The following is a 657-nucleotide window of genomic DNA, read 5'->3' on the forward strand; positions in this document are numbered from 1 at the left end:
CCCGGCAGATGTTCTGGAGACGATCTCGGCTGCTACGACTGAACAAATTGACGGGTGGCTGTATCAGGTGCTTGAAGCCAAGAGCCTGAATGAAGTGTTCGGCCCGACCACGCACTAACCCCAAGAACTGACCATCCCGGATCGCTGTCCAGGATGGTTGGTCCAGTCACACCCGCACCAACGCCACCTGCTCGACGGTCTTTGGCATGGCCAGTGTCAGAGGCACAGCCTTGGATACTTCGTTTATCGGTTAACGGGGGTGTGTGGTTTGCCATCGAGTTGCTCGCTATTGGGGCCAGAGAGCGATAGAGCGTATTGTGCGGAACATTGCCAGCCAAAAAACTACGGGCGGATGCCGATGCGTAGACCAGCCTTCGCTGCCTCCCGAAGATGCGTCCATTCTGAATCACCGCGTCAGCAGATCGACGTAGCCCTGGTAGCTGTAGCTGCGATTCTTCTTCTGTCCGGTCATTTCCTTCACGATGCCCAGGTCAACCAACTGATTGACCGCCGCACTGGCCGTGGGGAAACTCGTATCGAGAAACAGCCGTGCCCGCTCGATGTTGAAGCGCGGCATCATCGGTAGCATCTCGAACAGGCGATAGGCTGCCGGCCCCGACTTCGCTGATTCAAGCAGGCGACGACGATCCGCCGACA

General features: G+C 57.7%; 1 pseudogene. It reads right to left on the reverse strand.

Annotated elements, in window-relative coordinates:
- Positions 1 to 406 precede the first annotated feature (406 nt).
- Positions 407 to 657: pseudogene (locus M6F29_RS12010) on the reverse strand (Fic family protein); the annotation flags it as partial.

This window comes from Ferrovum sp., from assembly GCF_027317285.1.
Lineage (GTDB): Bacteria > Pseudomonadota > Gammaproteobacteria > Burkholderiales > Ferrovaceae > Ferrovum.